Origin of the sequence: Sedimentitalea sp. XS_ASV28, from assembly GCF_041224545.1 — a bacterium.
In the GTDB taxonomy this organism is placed as follows: domain Bacteria; phylum Pseudomonadota; class Alphaproteobacteria; order Rhodobacterales; family Rhodobacteraceae; genus Sedimentitalea.
Genome location: NZ_JBGFGP010000127.1, coordinates 1 through 25,957 on the forward strand (window position 1 = coordinate 1; position 25,957 = coordinate 25,957).

The window sequence follows — 25,957 nt, forward strand, 5'->3', positions numbered from 1 at the left end:
GACGAACATGTGGGCGTGATCGCTCGACAGCACCCCGCGCAAGATGTCGACCTCGTTCTCGCGGCACACCTGCCGGCAGATGTCGCGCACCCGCAGCCGTAATGCCCGGGTCAGCACCTTTAACGGTATTTGGTCGACCAGACGATGTGGTAGCGGTGATAGAAAACGCAGTGTTTGCCGGTGTCATATTGCATGATCGTACGATTCTTTCACGCTGCAGCGGGTCCGACTGGAAGGCGGAAGGTTCGTTCCAGAGCGGGGATACTGAAACGCTCTAGAAGGCGATGACGATCTGCGAGACAAGCTCCGCCGTGTTGCTGACGTTGAACTTCTTCATCAGCTTCGCCCGATGAACCTCGACCGTGCGGTGTGAGATTCCCAGCCGGTCTCCAATCTGCTTGGAGGTCATCCCGTTGCCGATCATCGGCGCGATTTCTCGTTCTCGGGCGGTGAGTCTCACCGAACGGTAAGGCTTGTCGCCAATTTTCTCAAAGCTCCAGATCATTATCGAGAATGGATCTTCCGGCGACAGGGTAATGCCCTTGGCTCGAGCCCAGAAAATCTCGTTGTCATAGGTCTGCATGAACCGCTCGTCTTCGTAATAGGGGCTCTTGCCCCGCCGGAGCGTGTCCTCGCAGTGCTCGCCGATCCGCATGAAGTCGGCCGTGGAGGGGTAGAGCCGCTGAACCGAGCGGCCAACCAGATCGTCACGCCGGAAGCCGAACAGCCGTTCGAGCGACTTGTTGAGTTCGACGATCCGCCGGTAGCGCACCATCAGTTGCGCGACAGGTGATTCCTGAAACGCAATCTGGGCCGCCTTTTGCGGGGTCGATGTATCGATGAGGTTTACCATTGCACGGGTCTCTACGTAGCTACCCGTAGATTTCTACGTAGTTCCACGGATTTCGCAATGTCCCTCAAACGGTGATCCTGTCGTCAGGAGGAGACATCATGACAAGCACCATTTCCATCGTCGGATCCGGCCATACAAAGTTCGGCCGTCTTGATCAGAATCTCGAGCAGATGATTGTCGAAGCCGCGCGCGAGGCGATCGCCGAGGCCGCGATCGACCCAGCCGCGATCGACGCCGTTTTCCTCGGGCACTTCAACTCGGGCATGGTGTCGGATGGCTTTGCCTCGTCCCTGATCCATCAGGCTTTCCCCGAGCTGCGGTTCGTTCCCGCGATGCGGGCCGAGAATGCGTGCGCGTCCGGATCGGCCGCAATTCATGCCGGGATCAACGCGATCCAGTCCGGCAAGGCTCGCACGGTGCTGGTGGTCGGCGCCGAGAAGATGACGCATCGCACGACCGAAGACGTCACCACGGCTCTGGCGGGTGCCGGATACCAGAACGACGAGGCAGAGAAGGCCCTGAGCTTTCCGCAGGTGTTCGGTGTGGCGGCGCGGGCCTATACGGAGCGCTACCAGAATCCGCTCGACGCGATGGCAAAGATTTCGGTCAAGAATCACGGCAATGCCATGCTGAACCCGCTGGCGCACATGCACCGCGAATTCACCTTCGAGGAGGCGAGCCAGGTTTCCAACAAGAACCCCGAGATCGCACCGCCGCTGCGTCTGACCGACTGTTCTCTGGTGACGGACGGAGCTGCCGCCATCGTGCTAACGACCGAAGAAAACGCTGCCAATTTTCCACACTCGGCCCGGTTCCGATCTGCGGTGCAGGTGAGTGACTACCTGCCGATGTCGCGCCGGGACTTTCTGGCCTTTGAAGGTCCGGATCTCGCGTTTCGCAAGGCTTTCGACGAGGCCGGGGTCGATCTGGCGGACGTGAACTTTGCCGAGGTGCACGACTGCTTCACCATCGCCGAGCTGCTGACCTACGAAGCGATGGGTCTGACGGCAAAGGGACAGGGCCAGCGCGCGCTCGAGGACGGCACAGTCTATCGCGGTGGTGCTCTGCCGGTCAACCTGTCGGGCGGGTTAAAGGCCAAGGGGCACCCGGTCGGCGCTACGGGCGTATCAATGCACGCTCTCGCCTTCCGGCAGCTGACGGGACAGGCGGGCGATATCCAGGTGCCCGAAGCCAGCCTCGGACTGGTGTTCAACATGGGGGGCGCTGCGGTGGCCAACTATGTCTCGATCCTGGAAACCCAGAAGGCCTGACTGGAATGAATCTTGCGACCTGGCTGCATCAGACGAGCCTCGTGCGCCCGGAGGCCCCGGCTATCCGGTTCGGCAACCTTTTGCATGCCACATATGGCGACTTTGCCTTCCGCAGCTGGGCCATCGGCGCACATTTCGCGTCGCAATACGGGATTGGACGGGGCGACCGCGTCGCGCTTTTTGCGAAGAACTGTCCCGAGTATCTCGAGGTGCTGTACGGGGTTCTGTGGATCGGGGCGGTGATCGTCCCGATCAACAACAAGCTGCATCCGCGCGAGGCGAGCTGGATCGTCGCGAATGCGGAGGCCCGTCTGGTCGTTACCGAGACGGGAGACCTCTATCAGAACCACGGCGACATTCCAGATGGATGCCACGAGACCTCGATCCGCGCGGCGGACCTTTCCCAGCCGGTCACGGCAGCAAGCCGCGAGCACTATGTTCCGCCTGTCGAGGTAGCGGAAGACGATCTGGCCTGGTTGTTCTACACATCGGGCACCACCGGGCGGCCCAAGGGGGTGATGACCAGTCATCGCAACCTCCGCACGATGGCGACGAGTTACACGCTCGATGTCGATCCGGCGTTCGCGGGCGACCATTCGCTCTATGCCGCGCCCATGTCGCACGGGGCCGGGCTCTATAACTTCCAGTTCGTGCGGGCAGGCGCCTGTCATGTCATCCCACGCTCGAAAGGGTTTGATCCGGCCGAGATACAGGCACTGGGTGAGACGCTCGGCGATCTCGTGTTCTTCGCCGCGCCGACGATGGTCAAGCGACTGATCGCGCACGCGCACCAGACCGGCTATCGTGGCGAGGGGATCCGCACCATCATCTACGGCGGCGGACCGATGTACGTGGCCGACCTGGACGAGGCGCTGGACCTGTTCGGGCAGAAATTCGTGCACATCTACGGACAGGGCGAGAGCCCGATGACGATTACGGCGATGAACCGCGACGTCGTTCTTGGCGACGGGCTTCCCAACCGGGCCGGGCGGCGCGCCTCCGTCGGGATCGCGCAATCCTGCGTGGAAGTGCGTGTTGTCGACGCAGACATGCGCACAGTCGCCGCGGGAGAGGTGGGCGAGGTCGCCGTCAAGGGCGATACCGTGATGGCGGGCTACTGGCGCAACCCGGAGGCCACGGCCACGACAGTTGTTGATGGATGGCTGCGGACCGGCGACCTCGGACGCATGGATCAGGACGGGTTCCTGACCCTGACCGATCGCAGCAAGGACGTCATCATCTCGGGCGGGACGAACATATATCCCCGCGAGGTCGAAGAGGCGGTGCAGACCCATCCTTCAGTCTTCGAGGTGTCGGTGATCGGATGCCCGCACCCGGAATGGGGCGAGGAGGTCGTCGCCTTCGTGGTCTTCGCGGACGGCGCAACGGCGAGCACCGAGGAACTGGACGGCTGGTGCAAGTCGCAGATCGCATCCTTCAAGAAGCCCAAGCGGTATGTCGTGATGAACGACCTGCCGAAGAACAGTTACGGCAAGGTCCTGAAGACCAGCCTGAGAGAGCGCGCAGCGGTTGCCGAGGAGGAACTCTAGCGCGCGACACCCCCCTACACCATAATCGGAGGAGACATCATGGATCGTAGACAATTCCTGAAAACCGGCGCGGCCACCGCCGGAACCCTGTTCGCGGCAAGCGCACCGTCGATTCTGCGGGCCGCGACTTCGCTGAAGTTCGACAGCTATGTAACCGAAACCGCGGGGCCATCATGGACCGACCGCTGGTATCTGGACGAGCTTGAAAAACGCACCAACGGCGAAGTCACGATCCGCCGCTACTGGTCGGGATCGCTCAACAAGGTGGGCGAGCATCTCGCCGCCGCCCGCGATGGGACTTCGGAAATCACACTGATCTCGCCGGGCTACTACCAAGCCGAACTGCCGGTAACCCGTGGCCTCGAATGGTACTACCGGATGAACCGTGCCGACGCGCTGCAGAAGGTCTGCCGGGACGTGTACGAGCAGTTCGATCCACTGCGCGCGGAATGGGAGCAGCGCCACCGGTCGAAGGTTCTCTACTGGACCAACTGGAACTATGCGCCCCTGGTGATGCGGGAACCGATCACCTCGCTCGAGGATGTGAAAGGCAAACGGATCCGTGGCTACGGCGTCGCCACTGATGTGATCGAGGCGCTTGGCGGGACGGCCATTCCGATGGCAGCGGCCGAGGTCTATCCTGCGCTGGAACGCGGCATCCTCGATGGTGTGTACGGTTTCGATTTCGTGACGGCGGTGGCCTACAAGCTGCACGAGATCGCGCCGCATTTCTACGACATCGGCGATGGTCCGCACGCCCCTGCCGCGACGATCATGAACAAGCAGGTCTATGACGGCTTGCCCGACGATGTCCGTAAGGTTTCGGACGAGATTGTCCAGGAACTCTATGACGGCAAATTCGGCGAAATCTACGAGGATGCGCTGCGCCGCTATGTCGAGACGCTGACCTCGGAGGGCGGCACGCTCGGGACCGTTTCGGACGAGGACAAGCAGCGCGCCCGTGGGCTTGTGCAGCCCGCACAGGTCGACAAGTGGCTGGAGACCACCGCGCCGCAGGCGGGTATCGACGGCGTCCAGATGCAGACTCTGATCGAAGAGGCAATCGCCAAGTACGACCCCGAGGGCACCATGCAAACGCCCTACGAGATCAGCCAGGCGTCCTGAGGCAGGGCCAAAAAAGAAAGGGAGGAGCATCATGAATCTGATCCGCAGGTGTCTGAACCTGATTTCGAACCTTTGCGGTGCGGTTGCCGTGCTGTTCCTCGCTTTCCTGATGTTCGGCATCACCGTCGACGTTTTTGCACGTGTGGTCGGTGGCCGCTCCATATCGGGCATCTTCGAGATGTCGGAGCTCAGTCTCGTCATGATCGTCTTCATGGGGGCGATGTGGGCGCAACGCGACCGCGCTCACATCAGGGTCAACATCCTGTCGCAACGGATGAAGGGCCCGTCTCATCGGCTCGTCATGGGGCTGGCGTGGCTCTGCGGCGCGCTGGCTCTGGCGATGATCGCATGGCCGGCAACGCAGGAGGCCATCTACTCGGTCTCCATTCTCGAGTTCCGCTGGGGCTATACCCAGGTGCCGATCTGGTGGACCAAGGTCGGCGTGGCCCTGGGCTTGTGGCTGGCCGCCGTGCAGATGTGCTTCAGCGCGCTCGATGTCTTCGTGAATGACGAGATCGAGCAGCCGGCGGGCGACGCGCAGGCCGAAGTCTGATCGTCGCAAGGCGATGATCCAATAATTAGGGAAAACCATCATGGATGCGTCCATTGCGCCGCTGATCTCGGTCGCTCTTATCATTCTCCTCATGCTGTTCGGCGTGCCGGTCTTTGCAACGCTCGCACTGGCAGGTGCCGCCGGGATCATTCTTGTTGAAGATTTCGCCTTTCTCATGACCCGGCTGAAGTCGCTGCCCTATTCGACCACGGCGGTCTACACCCTCGTCATCATTCCTCTCTTCATCCTGATGGGCGCTTTCGCCCACCATGCCGAGATCGGTCGCAAGCTGTTCGGCGTGGCGAGCAAGTGGGTCGGTCACCTGCCGGGTGGGCTTGCGATGTCGTCGATCCTGACCAGCGCGGGCTTTGCCGCGACATCGGGGTCGTCAGTGGCCACCGCTGCCACTGTGGGGAGCGTGGCGCTGCCCGAAATGAAGAAGGCCGGATACGATCCGGCTCTGTCGTCGGGTGCCGTTGCCGCCGGTGGTGTTCTCGGGGTGCTGATTCCCCCGAGCGTCCTGCTGATCTTCTACGCCGCCCTGACCGAGACCTCGGCCGGCAAGATGCTGATCGCGGGCCTCGTGCCCGGCCTGCTTACCACGCTGATCTTCATGGGCGGAATCTATGTGATCGCCAGCCGCGGCTCGTCACGTGGCGCAGTGACAGAACGTGCCGGATGGGGCGAGGCCATCGCCGGGACGGGCCAGGCTTGGCAGGTACTGGTGCTGTTTCTGGTCGTCATGGGAGGGATCTACCTCGGGATCATGACCCCGACCGAAGCGGGCGCGCTCGGCGCCTTTGCCGCGTTCCTGATGCTGCTCGCGCACCCCGGCGCCCGGCGGAGCGGACTGTTCGGCAAGGTTGCCGAAAGTTTCCGCACCACCATCGACACCACCGTGATGATCCTATTCACGATGATCGGCGCCGGGATCTTCTCGTACTTCCTGACTCTGATCCAGCTGCCCAACCAGATCGCGCAGGCAGCGGTAGACTCGGGCCTGCCTCCACTTGTGGTGATCGCCTGCTTTCTCCTCGTGTTCGTGCCGCTCGGGATGTTCCTCGACGCCTTCTCGATGATGGTGATCGCGATCCCGATCATGTATCCGACAGTTCAGTCTCTGGGGTTCGATCCAATCTGGTTCGGGATTCTCACGGTGAAGATGTGCGAGATCGGGCTGATCACGCCGCCGGTCGGACTGAACTGCTATGTCATCGCAGGGATTGATCGCGAAACGCCGCTGTCGGTGGTGTTCCGCGGGGCGCTCTGGTTTGTCGTGATGGAGGTGGTGACGATCTCGATCCTGTTTTTCTTTCCTTCGGTCATAACATGGCTCCCCAATCTGATGGCGGCGGGGAACTAGGGCCCGTCAGACACAACGAACGAAAGGAGCTGGGAATGTTCAGCTTTCACGAAGGGGTCGCCCTGATCACCGGGGGCGGCTCAGGCATCGGGCAGGCAACGGCCATCATGCTGGCCAAGGCAGGCGTCACCGTCGCTGTCGCGGACATGAGCGCCGAGGGGCTTGCGCAGACGCTGGAGCAGGTCGCGCGCGCCGGAGGCACGGCCCAGGGTGTGCGGATGGACGTCAGCGACAAGGAGTCGGTCGAGGCGGCATTTACGAAGATAGAAGTCTCGCACGGGCCGGTGACCTCGCTGGTCAACAGCGCAGGCATCCTTCGGGTGGAGAGCTTCGAGGAATTTTCCGAGGAGAGCTTTGCCTCGGTGCTGAACATCAACGTGTCCGGCAGCTTTCTCTGCGCACAACGGGCAGCGGCCGGCATGAAGGCCGCCGGATTCGGGCGGATCGTGAACCTGTCGTCGGTTTCGGGGTATCGTGCAGGCGTCGGTCGAACCGCCTATGGAACCTCAAAGGCCGCCATCAAGGGCCTGACACGGCAGATGGCGCTGGAGCTTGGCCGGTATGGAATTACCGCCAATGCCGTCGCCCCCGGGGCGACCGTGACCGCAATGACAGAAGCGGCCTATGGCGAGGCCACCAAGGCCTCGCTCCTGCCAATGATCCCGAACGGCTACCTTGCGGTGCCCGAGGACATCGCCCCTGCGATCGTTTTCCTGCTCTCACGGGAAGCACGCTATGTGAATGGCCAGACGCTGCCCGTCGATGGTGGCTATCTCGCCTCCGGCATGCTCCAGACCGGCGAGTTGCGCCTCTGAACATTGCCCCCGGGAAAATCTGCCGGGGGCAATGCAGTTCTGTCCAGATCGCGTCGCGTACAGTCTCTATCGCGCGAGCTTGAGGATCTGCATCACGTCCTCGGGCTTTTCGATCTTGCGGGGATTGGTGCGGCCCCAGATGTCATCCATCGTGTATTCGGCGACCTTCTGCAGCCGATCCTCGGTCACGTTCACCGCAGCAAGCGAACGCGGCATCCCGAGGTTGGTGATGAAGGCGTCCACGAGATCTGCCGCAGGCGCATCGGGCGCGCCGAAGATCGCCGAGATCGGCTTCTGCCTGCTGGCATTCACGGAAGCGTTCCAGCGCAGCACGAAGGGCGACATGACGCAGGAGGTGTAGCCGTGCGGGACGTCGCACAAGCCACCCAGGACATGGCCGATGGCATGACTTGCGCCCATCGGCACACCGCTGATGATCGGGATCATGGACTGCCAGACGCCAATCTGGCAACGCATCCTGGCCTCAAGGTCGTCCGGATTGGCCTTGACGCGTGGCAGCCCCTCGACAAGCAGGCGCAACGCACTCTCGGCAAGCCCGTCACAGAAGGGGTTGGACTCGAAAGATTGCAGCGTCTCGATGGCATGATCGAGCCCGCGAACGCCGGTCGAGAACCACAGCCATTCCGGGGTGTGCCGCGTGAGCGCCGGGTCGAGGATCACGCTGACCGGGGCCATCAGACGACTGGAGTAACCCTGTTTGGCCTTTGTGACCGGGTCGGTCGCGCCTGAAAGCGGGTTGAACTCGCCCCCTGACAGCGTCGTCGGGACACAGATGGTGCGGATGGTCTGTGGCTTGAACTCTGGTAACACCATCACGCCCTTGGCATCGACGTGGATATGGAGCGGTTCCATGTCCTCGGCGGAGCGGACATCGTTCGCAAGGCAGATCGGGACGATCTTGGCGCAGTCTGTGACGGACCCGCCGCCCACCGAAACGATCAGGTCGGCATCAACCCTGCGCGCCTCCTCGGTTGCCGCGACAACATCGGTCCGGGGGGCATGCGGCTGTACGCCGGTGAAAGTGGTCGCGTGGCGCTCGCCAAGCGCGGCCACGATGGCCTGGATTTCGTCTGTCGCATCGGCCAGCGATCTGCTGGCAATCAGCATGACGCGCTTTGCGCCCATCAGTTCCGCCTCGGCAGCGATTGCCTGAGCGGCGGGCTGGCCAAAGATCACGCGTTCGGTCGCGGTCAACATGACGCTACCGGGTTTCGGATTAGTCACTTCATTCTCCTCCAATTGAAAGTTGCGCGGCGCAATACTTGCGCCGCGCTGTCATTCAGGCGGTGCGGTTGAACCGTTCGCCCTTCAATCTGATGCCTGCCGTCTCCCTGTCCCAGGTGTCGGGGGTAACGCCTTGAGCGCGCAGCTCGTGCTTGAGTACCTTTTCGCTCGGCGTTTTCGGCAGGTGGTCGAGCGTACGGATGTAGCGCGGCACCATGAAGTAGGCCATCCGTTCCTGCAGGAAGCCGAGCAGCCCGGCCGGGTCGATCTGCGAACCCGCTTTTGGCGCGACGCAAATCAGCACATCATCCTCGCCATGGATGCTCGGCACGGCGACGGCTGCCGCTTCAAAGACATCGGGATGGGTCAGGACCTCGGATTCCACCTCGAAGGAGGAAATGTTCTCGCCCCGGCGGCGGATCGAATCCTTCATTCGGTCGCAGAAGAAGAAATTGCCTTCCTCATCGCGGATGAAGGCATCGCCGGAGTGGAACCAACCATTGCGCCAGGCCTTGGCCGTCGCCTCGGGCATCCTGTGATAGCCGCTATTCATGGCCCAGGGCCGGTCCGTACGGATGATCATTTCACCCATCACGCCAACGGGCACTTCGCAGTCGTTCTCGTCGACCAGGCGAACCTCGACCCCGGGCCGTGGCTTGCCGCAGGTGCCGCGCCGGGTCGGGTTCGGTTCCGAGATGATCGGCGTCGAGACCTCTGTCATATTGAAAATGGTATAGACGTCGAGCCCGAACCGCTTGCTGAACGACTCGGTGTCAGAGGCGAGCGGCACCATCACCACGAGACGCAGCGGGTTGCCAGCGTCATCCTCGCCTGGCGGCTGCTTTTCGAGAAAGCTCGCCATCACCCCAAGCAGGAATGCCACCGTCGCCCCGGTGTTGCGCACCGATTTCCAGTAGGTCGACGTATCAAAACGGTCGACGAATGCGATGGAGGCACCGCGCGCCAGCATACAGAACATCGGGCCCATGCCGCCGATGTGGAACATCGGGGCATTGATCATGTAGCGGTCGTCGTCGGACACGAAAGTCCAGGTCTCGGGTCCGGCATTCGAAAACAGGTGCAGGTAGGACGTGAGGACGCCCTTCGACGGGCCGGTGGTACCGGAGGTGAAGATGATCGCCATCGGATGCCAGGGCTCGATCGTATGCTCCGGCGCAGCAAGCGTTCCGTGCTCGGGCAGCATCACGTCAGCATAATGTGAGTGTGGCAGAACAGCGGACTCGACCCTGCCGCCGGTGATCAACACATGTTCCAGCGCATGCAGATTGCACCCTTCAAGGCGCGGCGCGAGGCTGGCATCCACGATCGCGAGGCGCGCGTCCGACACATCTATGACATGCTCAAGCAGGCTGCCCTTGTAGGCGGTGTTGATCGGAACATAAACCGCACCGAGATAGTTGATGGCAAAGAATATACGGATCTGTTCCCGGCAATTCGGCATCCAGACGAGTACGTGATCGCCCTGGCGCACGCCCTGCTGCTGCAGGCCGAGCGCCGTCTGCACGACCATCTCGCGGAATTGCGCATAGTTCCACTCTTCGCCGGTGTCGTCGAATTTGGCAAAGACCTTCGCGGGGCGCTCCTGCGCCCAACGATCGATGAGATAGCGGGTCACGACCTTGTCACGTTCGGGCACACGCGGGTCCGTCGTTGGCGCCGAGAGGGCGCTTTCGGTCACGTCAATCATGGTTCTCCCTCCTGGCGCGGTTCAAGTGCTCTGGCTCCTGCTGTTTTCGATCTTCCCGGCCGCATCCTCTAGAATGTAATCTGACAGGTCCGACTGGCGTGTCATCCGCCAATAGTCGTCATGCCGCCACGGCGTAAGCGCCACGACGCGCCCCTTGGCGTTCCGGTACCAATTGTCCATGCCCTTGTGGGTCCAGACCATCTTGTCGTGGGCGGCATCAACCTTGGCGTTGTACGCCTCGTAGGGCTCGCGGCGGACCTCGATCGTCCGCGCGCCCTGCGCAAAGGCGCGGGTCAGCAGGTCCATCACGTAATGGATCTGAGATTCTACAGGGGTGATGACGCTCCCTCCGTGGCCCAGCCCGGTATTGGGCCCGAGCAGCGTGAAGAAGTTGGGAAAGCCCGGGACCATCGACCCAAGATAGGCCCGGGCATCATCCGGGCCCCATTCGTCGCGCAACCGCGTGCCACCCCGTCCGACAACCTCGTAGGACGCGAGCATCTCAGTGGTGTGAAAGCCGGTGCCGAGGATCAGGATGTCGGCCTCATACTCGCTGCCGTCTGCGGCCACGAGGGTGTTGCCGCGCACCTCCTTGAGGTGATGGGGAACGAGGGTGACATCGTCGCGCGCGACCGTGCGGAACCATCCGTTGTCGAGCAGCATCCGCTTGCCGAACGGCGGGTAGTCGGGGAGTACGTGGTCGAGCAAATCCTGACGGTCGCCCAGCTCCTCACGCACATAGTTGGTAAAGTGCCGGCGATGGCTGTCGTTGGTGCTGTTGATCGCGGTCGCCGGCTCGGGCCAGTCCGGATCGACCTGAAGCGACGCGTGGACACGGTCGTTGAAGGTCCAGGCGAGGCGCTGGCGATACCATTTCTGGTAGAGCGGCACCTCTCGGATCAGCCAGCGGATCGGATCGGGCACCGGGGCCTTGAACTTGGGGAAGGGCGCGGCCCACTGCTTGGAACGGGCGAAAACCGTGAGATGTGACACCTGGTCGGCGATGGCCGGGACGACCTGCATGGCCGACGCTCCGTTGCCGACGACCGCAACCCGCTTGCCGGTGAGGTCGAGGCCGTCGGGCCATTGCGCCGTATGGCAGACCACACCCCGGAAGCTGTCGAGGCCCGGGATGTCGGGAATCTTCGGGATGTTCAGCACGCCGACGGCAGAAAACACAGCCCCGACGCGGCGGGTTCTCTTGGTTCCGTCAGGGCCGGTCGTCTCCACCACCCACTCGCCGGTTTCCTCGTCGAACTCGGCGCGGTCCGCGCTGGTGTTGAACTCGACCACGCCGTCGAGGCCATAGGTGCGGGCAACGGAGCGGAAGTAATCGAGCAATTCGTCCTGCAGGGCGAAGTAATGCGACCAGTCGTACTGCGCGAAACTGTAGGAATAGAGATGGTTCGGGGTGTCAACCCCTGCACCGGGGTAGCGGTTTTCCCGCCAGGTGCCGCCGAAGTCGCCCTCCTTCTCGATGATCTCGAAGGGAATTCCGGCCGCTTTCAGGCGGATGGCCGCGCCGATGCCTGACATGCCCGCGCCGATGATGAGGACACGGAAGCCCTCTGGTGCATCTACCGGGTGTTGCTCGAATGAGGCTTCCGAAAGCTCGACAGCGACGATCTCGCCGTACTCCGGCGTGACCTGCTCGGCCATCGAAACCGTTAGCATTTCAGCCGCAGCCTCCGCGGTAGGATGGGTAATGGTGACCTTTCCATCACATTTCCAGCGGCGGATCGCAGCGAGAGCGGCCGCCCGAATCTCGGACTGGGTCTCAGCGGGCAGGCCCCCTGAATCATTGTCGTCGAGGCCACGGCCACGACGGGGGCGATAGGGGTCGCGGAGCCAGCGCGACTCGCCGGTGAGTTGGTGCAAGACCAGCAGGAGCGTTGGGATGTTGGCCATTTCGATGGCCTCGCCGAGGCGGTTTTCCCATTCCTGTTCAATGATTTGGTTGTCCGGCAAGTTCATTGTTCGCCTCATTTTCCCTGCGTCACCCGCGGCGACAGGGCCGCGTATTCTAGTCAGGAAGCTGCATCGCATCTTGACATAAGTCAACTAGTTAGAACAAATGACTTAACAATTCGACTTATTGTAGTGGCGAGAGGAGGTGCTGGGATGAACATGCTGTCGATAGAGAGCCCGCATGGCGTTCCGGTCGCTGGATACGCCCGCGAAGATCTGATCCCGGTTGCCGAGACTTTCCTTCAGAACTTCGATACCCACGGAGAGCTTGGTGCGTCCCTGTGCATCCGCCTCGGCAGCGAGACGGTCCTCGATCTCTGGGGCGGACATGTCGCGGCGGGCGGCGCCCTCTGGGCCGAGAACACCATTTCGGTCGTGTTCTCCTGCACCAAACCCGCCACGGCACTCTGCCTGCACCAACTGGCCGCGCGTGGCGCGCTGTCACTTGATGATCGCGTCGCAGATCATTGGCCCGAATACGCACAGGCCGGGAAGGCCGGCACCACACTGCGGATGCTGCTCGACCATTCCGCCGGCCAGCCTGCGCTGCGCACGCCGATGAAGGCCGACTGCATGATCGACCACGACTACATCTGCGATCATCTGGCAAGGGAAGAACCCTTCTGGGAACCCGGCACCCGGTCTGGCTATCACCCGCTCACCTTCGGCTTCCTGATCGGCGAGGTGGTGCGGCGCGTTACCGGACGGAGTCTGGGGCGATACTTCCGCGACGAGATCGCGGAACCGCTCGGCCTCGACTTCTCCATCGGCCTGCCGGCAGACGACGAACCGCGTGTCTCGCCGATCGAGCTGTTTCGCCCTGCCAAGGATGCACAGACCACGCCCTTTCTCCTCGCGGTGCGGGAGAAGGGCAGCATCCCGAACCTCTTTGTCTTCAACAGCGGAGACTGGAGCATCCGGGGCGTGAATACACCGGAGGGCCGCGCTGCGGAGATCGGTGCGGCAAGCGGGGTCACCAACGCACGCGGACTCGCCGGGCTCTTTGGCGCCCTCGTCGATGGCGGCGAACGGATCGGACTGGATCCGCACACCGTCGCGGGCTTTGGCCGTGCGAGCACGGCCACACATATGGATGCGACGTTCCTCGCGCCGTCGCGGTTTGGCCCCGGCTTCATGCTGGGCATGGCGCGCCGGCCGACGCCCTCGGGTGACGAAAGCCTCGTGATCGGAGCACGCGCCTTCGGCCACGTCGGCATGGGAGGCTCGCTGGGTCTTGCCGACCCGGATGCGGGCTTCGCCCTTGGCTACACGATGAACCGGCTTGGCGGCGGGCTTTTGCTGAACGCTCGCGGCCAATCGCTGGTGGATGCAACCTATCGCTGCCTGGGCTATCGCAGCGACCGTGGCGGGTACTGGACCCGCTGAGGAGCCGGATCGGCAGGAAATGCCCAATCTTTCAGGGAGGACTGAAGAATGAAGATCGAGAAGATTATTGCCATGACAGCAGTTACCGCCAGTCTCGCCGCGTGGGCGAACGTGGCAGGCGCCCGCGAGCTGAGCTTTGCCATCGGCCACCCGCCGGTGTCGAACCTCGTGAAGAGTGCCGAGGAGGCGGCAATCGGGTTCAATGAAGCGACCGGAGGCGAGATGACGCTGAAAGTCTATCCGCTGACGCTGCTTTCCATGGCCGAAACATCCGGCGGCCTGCGCGAGGGACTTGCCGATGTAGGCACCGTGATGACACCCTATTTCCCGAACGAGTTTCCGCACACGAACCTCATCGTGGAATCCTCGATGGCGCTGAATGGTTTTGGCGAGGACGTCGCGGATCTTCAGGCAGGGGCTTTTGCCGCCGCGGTCACCGAGTTCCTGATGACCAAATGTCCGGAGTGCGTGCAGGAGTTCGCCGCGCAGAACCAGGTGTTCACCGGCGGATCGGGGACACCTCCCTACGTGCTGAACTGCACCAAGCCGATCTCGACGATGGACGAACTGAAGGGGGCGCGGCTGCGCATTGGCGGTGCCAACTGGGCGCGCTGGTCCGAGGCGATCGGGGCGATTCCAGTCACGATGTCGGGCAACGAGATGCTGGAAGCCCTGAGCCAGGGCGTTCTGGACTGCATCATCCTCTCGACCGCCGATGTCTACAATTTCGGGATGGGTGGTGCCGTCACCCATATCACCAAGGGTGCACCGGGTGGTGCCTATTTCGCGTCGGTCTCGAACATCAACCAGGACAGCTGGAACGAACTGAGCGAGGAGCAGCGCAGCCAGTTCCTGAAGGCGATGGCCAAGGCCTCGTCGCTTGCCTCCTGGCGCTATCAGTCCGGGTCGGTGGAGCTTGAGGCAAAGGCCAAGCAGGATGGCGTCACGTTTCTGGAGGCAACGGATGAAGTGAAGGCGACGACGCTGGAGTTCGTCAAGAGCGACCGGGCGTTCATGATCGACTATTTCGCCAAGGAGTACGGCGTCGAGCGCGGAGAGGAAATGCTGACCGAGTTCGAGGCGCTGCTGACCAAGTGGGTCGACCTGATGCGCGAAGCCGACAGCGCCGAACAGTATGAAGCCCTGTTCTGGAACGAGGTCTATTCCAATATCGATGTGAGCCAATACGGCGTGCGCTGAACCATACCGCGACGCGGTCCGGGGCGCCTTCGCGGTCCGGGCCAGTCGTCACGGAGGATCTATCCGATGCAAACTCTTGCCCGTCTCCTTTCGCTCGCCGCCAGCGGCACTTCGGTTCTCGCCGGACTCGCCGTGGCGCTGATGATGGTCCAGGTCACGCTGGACGTGTTCATGCGCCATGTCTTTGGACAGCCCCTGATGGGAACGCTGACCATTGTGAGCTATTACTACATGGTCATCGCGGCCTTCGTCCCGCTGGCTCTCGCCGAACAGCGCAACGCCCACATCTCGGTGGAATTCGTGACCGAACGGTTCCCTGAGCAGGTGCAACACCATCTGGCGGGCATCATGCTGCTGCCGGCGGCGGCCGTGGCGGCACTGCTGACCTGGCGGACGTGGGAGGCGGCGTGGCGCGCGGTTTCCATCGGAGCGTCGCAAACCAATGGCTCCTCCAAGATCATCGTCTGGCCCGCGACATTCGCGCTGCCCCTTGGTGCCGGACTGATGACACTGATCATCCTGCTCCGCTTCGCCTTCTACGTCACCGGACGCAAGCCAGAGGAAGACAACACATGACCGGGATCGAACTCGGGATCGCAGCGCTCGTCCTCCTGATCGTGCTGATCGCGCTGCGTATGCCAATCGGCCTCGCCTTGCTGGGCGTCTCCTTCATCGGCCTCTGGATGCTGACCAGCTGGAAGGTAGCATGGGGTTCGCTGGGGTTGATCCCCTACAACTTCGCGGCGAACTGGGTGCTTTCGTCTGTGCCGATGTTCCTGCTCCTCGGCTATATTTCCTACCATACCAAGCTGACCGAAGGGCTGTTCCGCGCGGCGCGGGCGTGGCTGTCGGTGCTGCCGGGCGGACTGGCCATTGCAGCCATCCTGGGGAGTGCCGGTTTCGCCGCAGTGTCGGGCTCGTCGGTGGCCTGCTCCGCCACCATGGGCCGGATTGCAATTCCGGAGATGATGAAATCGGGCTACAACGCCCAGCTGGCCACCGGCACGGTGGCCGTCGCGGGCACCATCGGCGCGCTGATCCCGCCCTCCGTCATCATGATCCTCTATGGCATAGTCGCGCAGGTCGAGATCGCGAAGCTGTTCCTCGGAGGGGTCGCGGCCGGGCTCCTGACGGCGCTTGGCTACATCGTCGTCGTTCTCATCCGGGTCAAACTGCACCCGGCACTGGCCCCCTCGACCGATGAACGGGCGTCCTGGTCCGAGCGGATGTCATCGCTGAAGGACACCTGGCCGGTTCTTCTGATCATGATCGGCATCTTCACCGGCCTTTTCGGCGGCGTCTTCACACCGACCGAGGCCGGGGCGGTGGGAGCGTCCCTGGCCACGCTGGTCGCGATCCTCAAGGGAACCTTCACCCCGCGGCGGTTCATCGCCGCGATCCAGGAAACCGTGCTGACGACCGGAGCGCTGATTGTCATCGCGGTGGGTGCGAGCCTCTTGACCCGCTTCCTGGCCCTGTCCGGCACCGGAGATTTCCTCAGTTCGACGATCCTTGGCAGCGGCGCGTCCCCGGCTGCCATCATGATCGGAGTGATTATCATCTATCTGCTTCTCGGCATGTTCCTTGAGCCGATCGGGGCCATGCTTCTGACCCTGCCGATCCTGCTGCCTGTTGTGGGCGGTTCGGGGTTCGACCTGTTGTGGTTCGGGATCATCATGACAAAACTGCTCGAGATCGGGATGATCACCCCGCCCATCGGCATGAACGTGTTCGTCATCAAGGGCGTCGTGGGAAGCCTGGTGTCGACCGGTGCAATCTTCAGGGGGATCTGGTGGTTTCTGATCATGGACCTTGCCCTGCTTGTCCTGCTAGTCCTAGTACCTGACTTGGTATTGTATCTGCCCAGGGTCCTCGGATGATGCGGCCAGTGTGCCTTGCTGGAACCTTGTGTCAGAAAGATAAACGTGCACATGACAAACCAGAAGAGACCGATGGCTGACGGACAAGAGGAATCGTCCTCGCAGAAGATCAAGGATGCAGCGCTCCGGCTGTTTTCATCGCGGGGGATCGACGCGGTGACAGTGCGTGAAATCGTTTCGGAGGCCGGAGCGCGCAACAATGCGTCTTTGCACTATTACTTCGGCTCAAAGGACAGGCTGATCGACGAACTGATCCTGGATTGCGCCCACCTCAGCGACACCGCCCGCATTGCACGCCTGGACGAACTCGAAGCCCAGGGCGGACCGCGAAGCGTCGCGGATGTGGTGCGCCTGATCATCGAAGTCGAAACGACTCCGCGCGAGATTCTCGGAGGCAGCGCGGCGGTGTCCGGATCGGGACACATGCGCTTCGTCATGGGGCTGAAGATCAACCACCGTAAGGCCTTCATGCAGGCGATGGCGGGCCATCGCACGTCAGGCTATATGCGCTGTATCGAGCATATCTACCGGATGATGCCCGATACGGCGAAATCGGTGCTGAACCAGAGGCTGATCTTCATGGACCTTTTCATTGGCGCATCGCTTGCGGCAAGAGAGGCCGCTTTCGAGGTGGACACGACAGGCGGGAAACTCTGGGGGAGTGCCGACGCGGTCGAGAACCTTATCGCCTCCACCTGCGCACTCCTTACCGTGCCGCAGCAATGACCTTGCTCCGTCAGGCAAGGCAGTCGCGTTGAATGGCTTGTCAGAAGACGCCGGCCTGTTCCTCCCGAGCGCTATTCGTGCAAAACGGTCTTTCGACGTACGTTTACGTAGCACCAATGAAACACATATCAGTACCGCCCTACCCGCCTCAATCTGAAGATCGCTGAGAAATTCCCCCGCTACTGCCAGGCGCAAATGCCGAGCGTGGCACCGTTCGTGATTGCCCTCTCTGCATCTGCTTCGGACAGGAGCTGTGCTGCGCCACCCTGACAAACGATGATCTTGTCGCCCATTCCGGCCAAGTCTATCAGGATCTGGTCCCAATGACGGTATTGGACATCATGCCCACCGTCGGGGTAGTCGCGACGCGCGGCAACGTTCTGGTAGATGGACTGCCAGTGATCGGCGTGTTCTGGCGTGACCTGCGTATCCTTACCGCCCTGGTAGATGTAGACGGGCGCGACGACCTGAGAGACGTCGGCCAGTTCCAGCGTGCAATACCGCATGAACTCGGCCACCTCGGCGTTGCCGCTGCCCTTCTGACCCGCGATGCCAAAGGTGCGGGCGCCATCATCCGCAGCCGCGGTGCCGAAACCGGGAATTGCATGGGTCGGGCTGTCTTCGGGGAACGCCCACCACTGCAGCGGGTGCGCGGCATAATTGTCGAATATCTCCTGCATCTTCTCCTCACCTGCGGCACAGAGCTGCGAGTTACCCAGCAGCGCCCCTGCGGCAGCCAGGTGGATCGAGCGGATCCGGTCGGGATTTTGCGCTGCAAAGGCCGCGCTATAAGGCCCGCCACCGGAAATGGCGACGATCGAAACTTCGCCGATGCCCAGTTGATCCAGCACCGCGGCGGCATCGGCCGCATAGTCGTCGAACGTCCAGTTTTCGGCCGGATCCGACTGGCCGAATCCCGCGCGCCCGACTGAAACCAGCCGGAGGTTCAGCGACTCGCGCATGCCACGCAGGAAATCGGTCAATCTGGTCACGGCAGCGCTTGTGCCGGTTCCACCGACGAAAAGGACTGCCTGCCCGTCTTCTGGGCCGGTATCAACAAAGGCGATGGTGCGGCCATCGGACCCGGTCAGTGTTTGCACCGTCGGCCCCATATAGTCGAACGTTTCGGGGAGTTGCACGTCGGTGTAAGCAGCCCCGGGCAATCCGAATGACAGCAATGTCGCAGCAAGCAGGTTTCTCATGGTGTATCCTCTCCGTTGTTGGTCGTGACAGGAGCCGGCGCCCTGCACGATCGGTTTTCCCTTTTGCCTCACCGGCCGACGAAGACGGGCCTTCGCTTTTCGATGAAGGCGCGCAGGCCCTCACGGAAATCCTCAGAAGTCAGAGTTTGCTGGCGAAACGCCTCGCCCATGTGCAACAACTCCGCCCTGGGCGTCGTTCTGGCCGCCCGTAGCAACTGCTTATGCGCCTGCAACGCCATAGGCGCTTGGCCAACCATGGTTCTGGCAACCGCGTGCGCGCGCTCCATCAGAGCCTCCGGCGGCACCACCTCATGAACGAAGCCCGAACGCAGTGCCCAGTCCGCTTCAAGCTGTCCGCCATAGAGCAACATATAGGCCGCCTGCGCCGATCCTATCAGATCGACCAGCAATCCGGGCAGGGAAACCGCCGAGATACCCAGTTGCGCTTCTGGAAGCGAAAACCTGGTGCCCGTGGCGGCGATCCGGATATCGGCCCAGGCTGCCAGCGCCACGGCCTGACCGACGCAATGGCCGAACGCCGTGAGGATGACGGGTTTGCCGCCCAGATCGCTGTCGAGAAAATCGCATTCAAACCGTTCCTGCCGGCTCATGTCGCCGCTTTGCACCAGCGCATTTCCGGCCTTGACATCCAGCCCGGCGCTGAAGGCCCGGTCGCCGCTGGCGGTCAGGATCACAACCCGCGCGTCATCGTCGGCGCGGAACCGGGCGATGGCCCGGTTCAGTCCATCGAACATCGCCTCGTCAAAGGTGTTCATCTGATCCGGCCGGTTCAGCGTGATCGTCGCCACTCCATCCGCGACTTTATAAAGGACAGGGGTTGCGATGGTCATCGTCAATACGCCTTTTCAAAGATCTGCTGTTTCTGGTTCTTGTCCTGCTGGAACGCGGCCAGCGCGCCGGAATCGACCAGTTCGACCCGGCAGCGGAACCGCAACTCGGTCGAGATCGTGTCGCTCATCTCAGTTGCCAGCGCCAAACGATCGTCCGGCCCCAGATCACGCGCCAGTTCGACCTTGACCCGCAGCGGCGGCTCCTGCACCGGGGGCGGACCACTCAGGACGATGCGCATGTTGTCGCTGGCGCCCTGCCCGGCAAAGCGCGCCACCACCGCCTTGATCGCGGCGGGAAAGACGTTGACGCCGCGCACCAGCAGCATGTCGTCGGTGCGTCCTTCGATCGAATAGCGGATGGTGTCGCGCCCGCAGGCGCAGGCGCCACGGCGGATGACGAACCTGTCGCCGGTGCGGAACCGGATGGCCGGCGCGCATTCCTTGATCAGCGCAGTATAGACCCCCTCGCCGCTGGCGCCGTCTTCCAGCGGCACAGGCGCACCACTAGCAGGGTCGATCAGCTCCATGTGGATGTAGTCTTCGCCCAGGAAATGCAGCCCGGCATTGTGGTCGCAGTTGCAGGCAGAAAAGAAGCTGGAATGGCTGGCGCCGATGGCGTCATAGATACGCGCGCCGCCCCAGAGGGCCGAAATCTTCTCGCGGATTTCTGGGATCGACCCGCCCGGCTCGCCCCCCAGTGCGATGCGCTCGATGCCCAGTGATGCGGGATCGACATTCAGGTCGGATTTCAGCTTGCCCGCCATCCACACCGCATAGGACGGGGTGCAGTTCAGGTGTTTTGGCCGGACAGCCTTGGCCGTGACCGCGAACCTCTCGGGGCCGCTGGTACCACCAATCGGCACGACGGTCATGCCCGCCATCTGCATGATGTCCGCCATTGGCAACCCGGCGATCCACATGGACATGACAAAGGCGTGCATCACCACATCGCCTTTCTGTCCGCCCATGATCGGTAAGGCGCGTTCAAAGATCCGCTGGGTGACGACGCTGTCAGCTTTCGTGTAGCCGGTAAAGGTCGGCGTGCCGGTCGTGCCCGAGGTCGAGCTGATGCGGATGACGTCGGCCGGGTCACACACGGTGTGCATGCCCAGACAGGTGAGCCCGCGCGCCTGCGACTCTTCCTGGCTCTTGCGTTCCAGCTTCTTGTCCATGAACGGGATGTGTCTCAGGTCGTCCAGTGAACGGATCATGTCTGGGTGGAACCCGGCCTTGTCGAGCCGCGCCCGGTGAAACTCGGACTGGCCATAAATACGGTGAACCTGCTTTTGCAGCCTGTCGAGTTTCACCGCCTCCAGCGCCGCGCGGTCGGTGAATCCCTTTTCGGGATGGTAAAGGGAGTTGTTCATTCCTGTCTCCATCGTCGTTGCTGTCTCTGCAACTGTCCTCAGACCATTTCGATCGCCTGTTTCTTCAGATGGACCTTGTCCACCTTGCCCACAGGCAGCATCGGCAGCGCTTCACGGATCAGAAAGCGTTTGGGCCGTTTGTAATTGGCCAGCCGCGACCGACAGAGATCGTCAAGCTCTGCCTCCAACGCGGGCTTGTCTGCCGCGCGGTCGGCCAGAACGAAGGCCCAGCCGACTTCCTGCCAGGTTTCGTCCGGCACCGATATAACCGCCGCCGTGGCAACTGCGGGGTGCTGCTCCAGCACCATTTCGATCTCGCGCGGATAGACGTTATAACCGCCGGATTTGAACATCTCTTTCTTGCGGCCAACCAGTTTGATTGTTCCTTCGGGTTCAAGGACGCCAACATCGCCGGTGCGAAAATATCCATCTGAGTCAAAAGCTTCTGTCGTCTTTCCGGGTTGCCTGAAATAACTGAGAAGCAAGCTGTCATGCCGTATGCGGATCTCGCCCTCTTCCTCAGGCGCACAGAGAGTTCCGTCGTCGCGCACCAGCCGGATATCCAGCCCGTCGACCGGGCGCCCGACGGTCGTCAGCAACTCCCGGTCATCCGCGCCGACCGCCGCCATCGTGATCGAACCGGGCATCTCGGACATGCCATAGGTCAGACCCAGCGGGCACCCCTTGGCCCGGTAACGCGCCAGGACATTGGCCGCGATGGCCGCGCCGCCCCAGCAGACCAGCCGCATACGCGACAGGTCGAGCGCATCGAATCCGGGCATGTCCGACAGAATTTGCAGGATGGTCGGAACGCTCAGCAGGCAGTCAATTCTGCCTTCGGCAATCGCGTCCAGCGTCTCTTGGGGTGCGAACCGCTCCATGAACACGATGGTTCCACCGGCCACATGCGGCCCGCAACTGAGATCGCCGACGCAACCGATGTGATTGATCGGCAGGTTGCACAGGACCGATGCGCCTTGCAGGTCAAAGTGATCGCTTTGTTTCGTATAGCCGTGGCAAAGGCCGCGGTGGGCCAACATCGCCCCCTTTGGGGTTCCGGTCGATCCTGAAGTGTACACGATCAGCGCCGGGTCGTCCCGACTGACAGCGGCACGCGCTTCAGTCAATGCCTGCGGTGTAGTGTCCTTCCCACGCGACAGGAAGGGCCCGAGCGGCGCGTACCCCTCGGCCTCGTCGCCAAGCGTAACCCTTGCTGCCCGGCAATCCGCCTCGTCAACCGCCTGCGACAGGGTTCTGTTCAGATCCGCATCCTCAAAACTCGGCAGCGCAAAGATCAGCGACGGCTCGGCATCACTCAGCGTCCGCGCCATTTCCGCCACCGTATAGCGTGGGTTCAGCCCGACCCAAATCGCGCCGATGGACACCGCACCCAGGAAGGACAGAAAGAACTCGGGCCGCGGGGTCGAGAGCATGGCAACCCGGTCGCCCTTGCGGATACCGGCCGCGAGCATTGCGGCGGCCCAGAGGTCCACCTCGCGTGTCAGGTCGGCATAGGTCCATTCCTGATCACCAAAGCGCAGGGCGATGGCGCCCGGAGTCCGTTCGGCCCAATAGCCGGCATAGTCCGAAATCCGGTCGAGAAGCGGCAGCTTGCCGGGGTTCTCAGACATCTGCAGGACCCCGTTTGAACAGGCACAGCCATTCGGCCTTCATCGCGGGCCGGTCCGCGCCTTCCTTCTCGATCGTCACGTCCAGCGTCCCCAGCCAGCCATCCCCGCGCCGCTGCATGTCGAGAACGCGGCATTGCGCGCGCAGGTTGTCGCCTACCATGACGGGCGTGAGCCAGCGCACCTTGTTCAGGCCATAGTTCAGCCCCCAGACGTCTTGATCCTTTAGTGGGAAATCCTTGAAGTTCCAGAACACCAGCATCGACAGCAGTAAGAACCCGTCCACCAGGTCCGAGCCGAAGGCGTTGTTCTGACTGAAGGTCATGTCGACCCTGTCTGCCTCCAGATAACAGCTTTTGGCGAACAGGCCGAGGTGTTCGCGGTCAATGGACATCCAGTCGGACTCATAGGCAACCTGGCCAATCAGGCTGTCCAGTTCTTCGAATCCGATCGTACGGTGATGCATCGTCATGTAGGGTACTCCGGTAATTTTGTGTTTGTTGCGCTCACCCGATCATCTGCGCGGGCAGCCAGACCGACAGCGCCGGCACCGCCACGAGCAGGAGGAGGATGAACATCTCGACAAGGATGAATGGCAGGATGCCGGCATAGATTTCGCGCGCTCCGATGGGAGTTTCCGAAGCGGACATCACGGCGAACAGATTCAACCCAACGGGCGGCGTGATCGCGGATATCTCGACCAGCTTGACCACGATGACGGCAAACCATATGCCGTCCATTCCCAGATCCTGCGACAGCGGGTAGAGAACCGGCAGCGTCACCACCACCATCGACAACGTGTCGATGAACATACCAAGCACCAGATACAGGCAGATCACGATCAGGATGAAAGCATAGACCCCCAGGTCCATTGCCTCGATTACGTCGGTCAACTCGCGGATAAAGCCGCTGATTACAAAGAACCGGCTCAGCAGAAGGCCACCGATCACAACCAGGCACAACGTGCCGGTGATCATCATGGTGTCGTGAAACGAAGCGACCAGGTCCGCGCGGGAAATAGACCGGCGCAGCAGCGCCAGCGCGATTGCACCCGTGGCACCAACCGCACCTGCCGCCGAGGGTGGCATGAAACCGAGGTAAATGCCGCCGATCACCAATGCGGCCAGCACGAGGATGGGCCAGACCGACCTGAGCGATAAAAGCTTTTCGGTCAGCGAATAGCGCGCCGGGATATCGGGCGCGACCTCGGGTCGGATCCGGACCACGACTGCAATCACCAGCAAATAGGCCACAGCCGTCACAATCCCCGGAAGGATACCGGCCATCAGCAGACGGCCTATGGATTCCCCGGTCAGGATACCGTAAATCACGAACCCAAGGGATGGGGGGATGAGCCCCGCAAGCGTCCCCGCTGCCGCGATGGATGCCGCGCTGAACCCTTTGTGGCAGCCGTGGCGCAGCATCTCTGGCATCGCGACCTTGCCGAACACGGTCGAGTTCACCACCGTCGAACCCGAGATTGCCGAAAACCCGGCCGAGGCAAAAACCGTCGCGCCATACAGCCCCCCGCGCAGGCCAGCCATCCACTTGGCGGCCGAACCGTAGAGGTCCTGAATGATGTTGGCCTTTGCCGATACGACGCCCATCAGAACGAACATGGGGACCACGACAAAGGTATATTGCGACGCGAAATCATAGGGCAGCGATTTCAGTGTCGACCACATGAATCGTTCGCCGATCGTGGTCATCATGCCGCCGCAAGCCGTCAGCACCATCGCAACGCCGACCGGCACGCCCACGAGACTGAGAAACAGGGTGACGCCAATCGCAAGCAGACCAAGTTCGATGGGGCCCATCATCTCCTCCTTTCAACCGAACGATCCAGGATCACCCGGCTCCAAGCCTGCACGCTTTGGATCGCTGCTACCGCCGCTGCCGACAAGGCGCCGGCGCAGACCAGGCCCTTGACCGGCCAGACCGGAAAACCAAGCAGGCCAGATGCCTGCTCCTTGATGGCCCAGCTTGCCGTGAACAATGGCCAGGTCTGGGCCGCAATCAGCCCCAGCGCTACCGCGGTCGCCGTCACCGAAAAGGCGGTCGACACCAGCGCGGTGCGCCCCTTGAAACGCTCGGTCAAGACATCGACGACGATGTGGCGCTGCATGATCTGGGTGTGCAGAAGGCCCAGAAAAATCACCGCCGCCATCGCCTGTTCAGACATCTCGAAGGTGCCTGCCAACGGCTTGTCAAACAGCGTCGTCCCGAGAACATCGACCGTGCCGATGACGGCCATAAAGGCAAGAGCGCCCCACCCTGCGGCGGCGCTTAGCCGCCGCAGGGTCGTCAGAAAGGTGTTGATCATGAGCTTGCCCTGCTGGCTGGACACAGCTTATTGCGTCTTAGCCGCCACGAGCTGGGCGCGAATGAAATCAGCATGTTCGCGTGCCGCGTCGCCCTTGCCGACTTCAGCAACCTTCTCAACCCAAAGCTCCAGGAAATCGGGAGCTTCGGCTTCCATCTTATCCTGATCCAAAAACGGGACCACCTCGACGCCATTTGCCGTGAGCGTATCGAGGCCTGCCTGTTCGGCCGCGTCGATCTCTTGAGTCGCCTTGTCCTCGGCGTCGGCAACAACGGCATTGAACAATTCCTGGAACTCGGGCGACCAGCTCTCCCAGACGTCCTTATTGACAAAGGTCTGATACAGCGTGGTGGCCCCGAACTCGGCATCTGAGGTGTATTTTGCCACTTCGAACAGCTTGTAGAGCGACGCCGCCTGATAGTTCAGGTAGACACAGTCGACCGTGCCGCGTTGCAATCCGTCATAGGTTTCGCCAAGTTCCAGGTTCACCGGCACCGCGCCGAAATGCTGAAACAGGATCGGGTGGAACGTGCCGTAGGTACGCACCTTGAGTCCCTGGAAATCGTCCAGCGTCTCGACAGGCTTGGTGCAGATCAGGCGATACTGTGGCAAACCGCGGTACAAAAACGGGTGCAGGTTCACCGCGTCCATCTCGGCCTCGATCTCGTCGATGTTTTCCTGGCTGGCCCGAAACAGCGTGGCCGCCTGTTCAGCCGAGTCAAATAAAATCGGCAGCGACCCGTTCAGGCTGGCGACCGGAAACTGGCTGAAGAAATAGCTAGGCGGAAAATTCCCGATATCCACTGACCTGCCCCCCGCGAAATCCCTCATCATGATGTAGAGTCTGCCCAACCTTGAAGGAGCAGACGAATGCGAAAGAGCCGTTTTACCGAGGCGCAGATTATCGGGATGATCAAGGAGCAAGAGGCGGGCATGCCGACGG

General features: G+C 62.0%; 24 protein-coding genes. 11 read left to right on the forward strand and 13 right to left on the reverse strand.

Annotation, left to right across the window (positions count from 1 at the left end):
• Together AB9K34_RS10770 and AB9K34_RS10775 are read right to left on the reverse strand one after the other, a co-directional pair.
• A partial coding sequence (locus tag AB9K34_RS10770) for a transposase (RefSeq protein ID WP_369954455.1) occupies nucleotides 1-117 on the reverse strand: 117 nt, incomplete at its 3' end.
• 157 nt (nucleotides 118-274) lie between these two features.
• Entirely contained in the window at nucleotides 275-853 is a 579-nt protein-coding gene (locus tag AB9K34_RS10775) for a LuxR C-terminal-related transcriptional regulator (RefSeq protein WP_369954432.1), read from the reverse strand.
• 98 nt (nucleotides 854-951) lie between these two features.
• Between AB9K34_RS10775 and AB9K34_RS10780 the strand changes: the two genes are divergently transcribed.
• From AB9K34_RS10780 to AB9K34_RS10805, 6 genes are read left to right on the forward strand one after another with little or no spacing between them, the layout of a single operon-like run.
• Nucleotides 952-2,124, forward strand: a complete 1,173-nt coding sequence (locus tag AB9K34_RS10780; RefSeq protein WP_369954433.1) for a thiolase domain-containing protein — start codon at nucleotides 952-954, stop codon at nucleotides 2,122-2,124.
• 5 nt (nucleotides 2,125-2,129) lie between these two features.
• Nucleotides 2,130-3,674 carry a class I adenylate-forming enzyme family protein gene (locus AB9K34_RS10785; protein ID WP_369954434.1) on the forward strand — a complete coding sequence of 515 codons (1,545 nt, stop codon included), beginning with the start codon at nucleotides 2,130-2,132 and terminating at the stop codon, nucleotides 3,672-3,674.
• Between the two features lie 39 nt (nucleotides 3,675-3,713).
• Nucleotides 3,714-4,799 carry a TRAP transporter substrate-binding protein DctP gene (gene dctP / locus AB9K34_RS10790; protein ID WP_369954435.1) on the forward strand — a complete coding sequence of 362 codons (1,086 nt, stop codon included), beginning with the start codon at nucleotides 3,714-3,716 and terminating at the stop codon, nucleotides 4,797-4,799.
• Between the two features lie 31 nt (nucleotides 4,800-4,830).
• A complete protein-coding gene (locus tag AB9K34_RS10795; RefSeq protein ID WP_369954436.1) occupies nucleotides 4,831-5,352 on the forward strand; it encodes a TRAP transporter small permease in 522 nt (173 codons plus the stop codon).
• A 40-nt stretch (nucleotides 5,353-5,392) separates the two neighbouring features.
• A complete protein-coding gene (locus AB9K34_RS10800; protein WP_369954437.1) occupies nucleotides 5,393-6,715 on the forward strand; it encodes a TRAP transporter large permease in 1,323 nt (440 codons plus the stop codon).
• Between the two features lie 35 nt (nucleotides 6,716-6,750).
• Nucleotides 6,751-7,530: an SDR family NAD(P)-dependent oxidoreductase gene (locus tag AB9K34_RS10805; protein WP_369954438.1), complete on the forward strand. Its 780-nt coding sequence runs from the start codon at nucleotides 6,751-6,753 to the stop codon at nucleotides 7,528-7,530.
• A gap of 66 nt (nucleotides 7,531-7,596) precedes the next feature.
• On the opposite strand, the gene AB9K34_RS10810 is transcribed toward AB9K34_RS10805, so the two are convergent.
• The 3 genes from AB9K34_RS10810 to AB9K34_RS10820 are packed head-to-tail and all read right to left on the reverse strand — an operon-like array spanning nucleotide 7,597 to nucleotide 12,457.
• On the reverse strand, nucleotides 7,597-8,775 hold the full coding sequence (locus AB9K34_RS10810; protein WP_369954439.1) for an iron-containing alcohol dehydrogenase: 1,179 nt from the start codon (nucleotides 8,773-8,775) through the stop codon (nucleotides 7,597-7,599).
• Nucleotides 8,776-8,830: 55 nt separating this feature from the next.
• On the reverse strand, nucleotides 8,831-10,483 hold the full coding sequence (locus AB9K34_RS10815) for an AMP-binding protein (RefSeq protein ID WP_369954440.1): 1,653 nt from the start codon (nucleotides 10,481-10,483) through the stop codon (nucleotides 8,831-8,833).
• Between the two features lie 21 nt (nucleotides 10,484-10,504).
• On the reverse strand, nucleotides 10,505-12,457 hold the full coding sequence (locus AB9K34_RS10820) for a flavin-containing monooxygenase (protein WP_369954441.1): 1,953 nt from the start codon (nucleotides 12,455-12,457) through the stop codon (nucleotides 10,505-10,507).
• 147 nt (nucleotides 12,458-12,604) lie between these two features.
• Between AB9K34_RS10820 and AB9K34_RS10825 the strand changes: the two genes are divergently transcribed.
• The 5 genes from AB9K34_RS10825 (at nucleotide 12,605) to AB9K34_RS10845 (ending at nucleotide 17,643) form a co-directional block, all read left to right on the forward strand.
• Nucleotides 12,605-13,837 carry a serine hydrolase domain-containing protein gene (locus AB9K34_RS10825; protein WP_369954442.1) on the forward strand — a complete coding sequence of 411 codons (1,233 nt, stop codon included), beginning with the start codon at nucleotides 12,605-12,607 and terminating at the stop codon, nucleotides 13,835-13,837.
• A gap of 48 nt (nucleotides 13,838-13,885) precedes the next feature.
• Nucleotides 13,886-15,037 (forward strand): C4-dicarboxylate TRAP transporter substrate-binding protein, encoded by a 1,152-nt coding sequence (locus tag AB9K34_RS10830; RefSeq protein ID WP_369954443.1) that lies wholly within the window; start codon nucleotides 13,886-13,888, stop codon nucleotides 15,035-15,037.
• Nucleotides 15,038-15,103: 66 nt separating this feature from the next.
• Nucleotides 15,104-15,613: a TRAP transporter small permease gene (locus AB9K34_RS10835; RefSeq protein WP_369954444.1), complete on the forward strand. Its 510-nt coding sequence runs from the start codon at nucleotides 15,104-15,106 to the stop codon at nucleotides 15,611-15,613.
• Nucleotides 15,610-16,917 carry a TRAP transporter large permease gene (locus tag AB9K34_RS10840; RefSeq protein ID WP_369954445.1) on the forward strand — a complete coding sequence of 436 codons (1,308 nt, stop codon included), beginning with the start codon at nucleotides 15,610-15,612 and terminating at the stop codon, nucleotides 16,915-16,917. The genes AB9K34_RS10835 and AB9K34_RS10840 overlap by 4 nt, the downstream gene beginning before the upstream one ends.
• Nucleotides 16,918-16,989: 72 nt before the next feature.
• The gene (locus AB9K34_RS10845) at nucleotides 16,990-17,643 is read left to right on the forward strand and encodes a helix-turn-helix domain-containing protein (protein ID WP_369954446.1); all 654 of its coding nucleotides are present in this window, start codon (nucleotides 16,990-16,992) and stop codon (nucleotides 17,641-17,643) included.
• A 179-nt stretch (nucleotides 17,644-17,822) separates the two neighbouring features.
• On the opposite strand, the gene AB9K34_RS10850 is transcribed toward AB9K34_RS10845, so the two are convergent.
• The 8 genes from AB9K34_RS10850 to dctP (AB9K34_RS10885) all read right to left on the reverse strand — a co-directional run bounded on the left by AB9K34_RS10850 (nucleotide 17,823) and on the right by dctP (AB9K34_RS10885) (nucleotide 25,848).
• Complete coding sequence (locus AB9K34_RS10850) at nucleotides 17,823-18,845, reverse strand: alpha/beta fold hydrolase (protein WP_369954447.1); 1,023 nt, start codon at nucleotides 18,843-18,845, stop codon at nucleotides 17,823-17,825.
• A 68-nt stretch (nucleotides 18,846-18,913) separates the two neighbouring features.
• A complete protein-coding gene (locus AB9K34_RS10855; protein ID WP_369954448.1) occupies nucleotides 18,914-19,696 on the reverse strand; it encodes an enoyl-CoA hydratase/isomerase family protein in 783 nt (260 codons plus the stop codon).
• Nucleotides 19,697-19,698: 2 nt separating this feature from the next.
• Nucleotides 19,699-21,063 (reverse strand): phenylacetate--CoA ligase family protein, encoded by a 1,365-nt coding sequence (locus AB9K34_RS10860; protein ID WP_369954449.1) that lies wholly within the window; start codon nucleotides 21,061-21,063, stop codon nucleotides 19,699-19,701.
• 38 nt (nucleotides 21,064-21,101) lie between these two features.
• The gene (locus AB9K34_RS10865; RefSeq protein ID WP_369954450.1) at nucleotides 21,102-22,694 is read right to left on the reverse strand and encodes a class I adenylate-forming enzyme family protein; all 1,593 of its coding nucleotides are present in this window, start codon (nucleotides 22,692-22,694) and stop codon (nucleotides 21,102-21,104) included.
• Nucleotides 22,687-23,163, reverse strand: a complete 477-nt coding sequence (locus tag AB9K34_RS10870; protein ID WP_369954451.1) for a MaoC/PaaZ C-terminal domain-containing protein — start codon at nucleotides 23,161-23,163, stop codon at nucleotides 22,687-22,689. Before AB9K34_RS10870 ends, AB9K34_RS10865 begins: the two co-directional genes overlap by 8 nt.
• A 34-nt stretch (nucleotides 23,164-23,197) precedes the next feature.
• Entirely contained in the window at nucleotides 23,198-24,508 is a 1,311-nt protein-coding gene (locus tag AB9K34_RS10875) for a TRAP transporter large permease (RefSeq protein ID WP_369954452.1), read from the reverse strand.
• Nucleotides 24,508-24,945, reverse strand: a complete 438-nt coding sequence (locus tag AB9K34_RS10880) for a TRAP transporter small permease subunit (protein ID WP_369954453.1) — start codon at nucleotides 24,943-24,945, stop codon at nucleotides 24,508-24,510. Before AB9K34_RS10880 ends, AB9K34_RS10875 begins: the two co-directional genes overlap by 1 nt.
• Nucleotides 24,946-25,041: 96 nt before the next feature.
• Complete coding sequence (dctP, locus tag AB9K34_RS10885) at nucleotides 25,042-25,848, reverse strand: TRAP transporter substrate-binding protein DctP (RefSeq protein ID WP_369954454.1); 807 nt, start codon at nucleotides 25,846-25,848, stop codon at nucleotides 25,042-25,044.
• Nucleotides 25,849-25,957: the final 109 nt, after the last annotated feature.